Here is a 4,203-nt window from a genome sequence, read left to right on the forward strand (position 1 = left end):
GTGCCGACCGTTGGTCGGCACGCTTGGATACAGAGGAATGATCTGCCATGAAAAAAGCCCGCCGGTATCCGGCGGGCTTTTTCGTTTACCGGGATCAGATCCTTTTCCCGCAGGGAAAGGGCTCTGATCCCAAGGCCGTTGGCATCAGGTCCAGCCGAACAGTTCGAACAGCTTCAGGATCAGGTACGCACAGCCGCCGGCCGCCGGGATGGTCAGGATCCAGGCCCAGACGATGCGCTCGATCACGCCGAACTTCAGCGAACGCGGGTTCTTGGCGAAGCCGACACCCATGATCGCGGTGGAGATGCTGTGCGTGGTCGAGACCGGCATGCCGAAGTGGGCCGCCAGGGTCAGGATGGTGGCCGAGCTGGTCTCTGCGGCGAAGCCGTGGATCGGGTGCAGCTTGACCATCTTGTGGCCCAGGGTCTTGATGATCTTCCAGCCACCCGAGGCGGTACCGGCCGCCATCACCACCGCACAGGTCAGCACGATCCACATCGCGATGCCGTCACCGGCATGCGCATCCGGGTGCATGAAGGCCAGCCAGGACGGCAGGTCGTTCAGTGCGCCGGTGGCTTCTGCACCGATCAGTGTCATGGCGATGATGCCCATGGTCTTCTGCGCATCGTTGTGGCCGTGGGCAAAGCCCATGTAGGCCGCCGAGGCGATCTGCGCCTTGCCGAAGAACGCGTTGACGATGCGCGGGCGGGCCAGGCGGCCGATGGCACCACCGATCTTGGCCAGGCCGGCGATCAGCGCCCACAGCAGCACCATCACCACGATGCCGAGCAGGAAGCCGGCGATCGGCGAGGTGATCATCGGCACGAACACCTTCCACAGCAGGCCCTTGTTCTGCGCCCAGCTGCCCAGCCGCTCGGACCAGATCAGGGCGTCCCAGTTGTTGTGGGCCGCAGCCAGGCCGGCGCCGCAGAGGCCACCGATCAGGGCGTGCGAGGACGAGGACGGCAGGCCCTTCCACCAGGTGATCAGGTTCCAGATGATGCCGCCCAGCAGGGCGCACAGGATCACCTGCGGGGTGACGTCGACCACGTTGGTGTTGAGCAGGCCCGAGGCGATGGTCAGCGCCACCGCGGTACCGGTCAACGCGCCGATGAGGTTCATGAAGGCGGCCAGCATCACCGCCCAGCCGGGCGAGAGCACCTTGGTCGCCACCACGGTGGCAATGGAGTTGGCGGTGTCGTGGAAGCCGTTGATGAACTCGAAAACGAGCGCGGCCAGGATCACCACCAGGACAAGGGTCAACATGCGGCGGCGTCCGTCAGCTGTTCTTCAACACGATCTGGTACGCCACCACGCCAGCCTCGCGGCAACGGTCGATGGCCTTCTCCAGGATCTCGAAGAATTCCTTCAGCAGGAACATCTGCAGGTTGTCCAGGCGACCGGAGTAGATGTCGCGGTACAGCTCGAGCATCAGGCGGTCGGCCTCGTTCTCCAGCGAGCGCAGCTTCTCGTTCAGCGCGGTCATCCGGTCCAGGTTCATGTGGCGCAGGTCGGCCACCATCTCCACCACCACGCCGGCGGCCTGCTCCAGCATCGCCGCGCGCGGCGCGAAGTCGATGTGCTCCAGGTGGGTCGTGGCCAGCGAATAGCGATCGGCGAACTTCTCGATCTGCTTCGGAATCTTGTACAGGGCCGAACCCAGCGCTTCGATGTCTTCGCGCTCGATGGGGGTCATGAAGCTGTCCACCAGCGCCTGGCTGATCTTGTCCGAGGCCGCGCGTTCGCGCAGGCGGGCCAGCTTGAAGGCGTCCAGCGCGGGCTGGCGGTCGGCCTCGCGCAGCATGGAATGCAGCGCCTTGGCGGCATCGGAAGCCGCGACAGCAGCCTCATCGAGCAGGGTGTAGAACTGTTTGCCGGAACCGAAAATGGTCTGCAGAGAGAACATTGAGAAACCTGTCAGCCGTCGCGGGAAGGACGGCACCAGAGCGAATTATGACGGCTAGATGACCATCACGGGTATCCCCGCGCCCTTTCCGGGCTCTGGGAGCCCCAACCTGAACAGGCGGTTGCCACCCTGCCATGCCCCTTTGCTAAGATGCCAGCGCGCCTTCAGGCGCACCTTATGGACGACGACCCTTATCCCCCTGCGCCGCGCCGGACCCCGTTCCTGAGCGCCTGCCGCCATCGCAAGCACCCGCCCTCCCTGCCACCAACCGGGGACGACGCCCGTGTTTGAAATGATCCTGATTGTCTTCGCGCTGGTTCTGCTGAACGGCTTCTTCGCCATGTCCGAGATGTCGGTCATGACCTCGCGCAAGAGCCGCCTGAAGCAGATGGCCGCCACCTCCAAGCGCGCCGCCAAGGCGCTGGAGCTGTCGGAGAAGCCGGAGAGCTTCCTGTCCACCGTGCAGATCGGCATCACCGTGATCGGCGTACTCACCGGCTACCTCGGTGGTGATGCGATCGGCGACGCGATCGCCGGCTGGCTGCAGGGCCTGATGCCCGGCTTTGCGTACGCGCGCGAAGTAGGCACCGCCCTGGCGGTCTCGCTGATCACCTTCATCACGCTGATCTTCGGCGAACTGGTGCCCAAGCGCCTGGCCCTGACACGTTCCGAGGCCATTGCCGGCCTGGTCGCGATGCCGATGAGCTGGCTGGCCAGGCTCGCCCTGCCCTTCGTCTGGCTCCTGTCCAAGACTACCCAGCTGGTGCTGAAGGTGCTGGGCCTGGGCAAGGACGAGGCCGCGCAGGTGACTGAAGAAGAGATCCGGATGCTGGTGGCCGAGAGCCACGAGGCCGGCGTGATCGACGCCCACGAGCGCGACATGATGAACCGCGTCATGCGCCTGGGCGACCGCACCGCCGACAGCCTGATGACGCCGCGCAACCGCATCGCCTGGCTCGACACCCAGGCCGGGCTGGAGCGCAATCTGGACATCATGGCCGAGCACGAGTTCTCCCGTTACCCGGTGTACCGCGACAACGACATGGACGTGGTCGGCGTGCTGGAGCTGAAATCGCTGGCCACGCGCATGGCGCGCGGCGACAACGCGCTGTTCCAGACCCTGCGCGAACCGCTGTACGTCTCCGAATCGACCCACGCGATGAAGCTGCTGGAGATCTTCCGCGAGGAACAGCAGTCGATGGCGCTGGTGGTGGACGAGTACGGCGAGATCCAGGGCCTGGTGACCATCAGCGACCTGATGGGCGCCGTGGTCGGCCGCCTGCAGGCGGTCGAGAATGCCGACGAGGATGCCCTGGTGGTGACCCGCGAGGACGGCTCGCTGCTGGTGGACGGCTCGCTGCCGATCGAAGACCTGCGCGAGCTGATCGGAAGCAACGACCTGCCCGATGCCGAGGACGGCGATTACTACACGCTGGCCGGCATGTGCATCCACTACTTCGGCCGCATCCCGCACGCAGGCGAGTACTTCGACTGGGCCGGCTGGCGCTTCGAGGTGGTCGACCTGGACGGTGCGCGGGTGGACAAGCTGCTGCTGCGCACGTTGTCCGACGAGCAGGCCGATGAGCTCACCGCCTGAGACCGGCCAGGGCCAGGGCGCTCAGCGCGCGGCCTACCGCAACGAGGGCATCCGCACCCTGCTGGAGATGTTCGCCTCCGGCGATCCCGCCGAGCACATGCCGCTCGGCCAGATCCTCAGCAACCTGCAGCAGAGCGCGTTCGGCGTGTTCCTGTTCGTGGCGATCCTGCCCTCGTTCATCCCGATCCCGGGCATGGGGGGTGCGGTCAGCGGCCCACTGGTGGTCCTGATCGGCCTGCAGATGCTGTGTTGCCTGCGCCGCCCCTGGCTGCCCGGTTTCATTGCCCGACGCGGGCCGAAGCGCGGCACCATGCACCGCTTCCTGGACCGTATCGATCGCCCGTTGCGGCGGCTGGACAGGATGCTGAAGCCACGCCTGCCGCAGCTGCTGACACCGCTGCCCGCACACGCGTTCACTGGCCTGCTGCTGGTGTTGCTGGGCCTGCTGCTGTCGTTGCCGATTCCGTTCACCAACTTCCTGTTCGGCTTCCAGCTGCTGCTGTTCTCGCTGGCGCTGCTGGAACGCGATGGTGCGCTGATGCTGTTCAACTGGATCGCCGCACTGGTGGCGATCGCGTTCTTCGGCTTCAGTTCGGGGCAGCTGGTGGGCTATACAGTGGAGCTGTTCCAGCGCTGGTTCTGAAGCGGCATCCGGTAGAGCCGGCCGCTGGCCGGCTGCCACGTTCCCAGGGTTGCCGGC

At 65.7% G+C, this 4,203-nt stretch carries 4 protein-coding genes; 2 read left to right on the forward strand and 2 right to left on the reverse strand.

Annotation, left to right across the window (positions count from 1 at the left end; all coding sequences use genetic code 11):
- Positions 1–144: 144 nt before the first annotated feature.
- Together O0J15_RS20340 and O0J15_RS20345 are read right to left on the reverse strand one after the other, a co-directional pair.
- The gene (locus O0J15_RS20340) at positions 145–1,266 is read right to left on the reverse strand and encodes an inorganic phosphate transporter (protein ID WP_014036730.1); all 1,122 of its coding nucleotides are present in this window, start codon (positions 1,264–1,266) and stop codon (positions 145–147) included.
- Positions 1,267–1,279: 13 nt separating this feature from the next.
- Positions 1,280–1,906 (reverse strand): DUF47 domain-containing protein, encoded by a 627-nt coding sequence (locus O0J15_RS20345; RefSeq protein ID WP_004152833.1) that lies wholly within the window; start codon positions 1,904–1,906, stop codon positions 1,280–1,282.
- A 292-nt stretch (positions 1,907–2,198) separates the two neighbouring features.
- Here O0J15_RS20345 and O0J15_RS20350 point away from each other — a divergent pair, with 292 nt between their 5' ends.
- Both O0J15_RS20350 and O0J15_RS20355 read left to right on the forward strand, forming a co-directional pair.
- On the forward strand, positions 2,199–3,503 hold the full coding sequence (locus tag O0J15_RS20350) for a hemolysin family protein (protein ID WP_005416017.1): 1,305 nt from the start codon (positions 2,199–2,201) through the stop codon (positions 3,501–3,503).
- Positions 3,487–4,146 carry an exopolysaccharide biosynthesis protein gene (locus O0J15_RS20355; protein WP_021204405.1) on the forward strand — a complete coding sequence of 220 codons (660 nt, stop codon included), beginning with the start codon at positions 3,487–3,489 and terminating at the stop codon, positions 4,144–4,146. The genes O0J15_RS20350 and O0J15_RS20355 overlap by 17 nt, the downstream gene beginning before the upstream one ends.
- The last annotated feature ends 57 nt before the right edge of the window (positions 4,147–4,203 follow it).

The sequence above is a fragment of the Stenotrophomonas sp. Sm10 genome (assembly GCF_030985515.1).
GTDB classification, from domain to species: Bacteria; Pseudomonadota; Gammaproteobacteria; order Xanthomonadales; family Xanthomonadaceae; genus Stenotrophomonas; species Stenotrophomonas hibiscicola.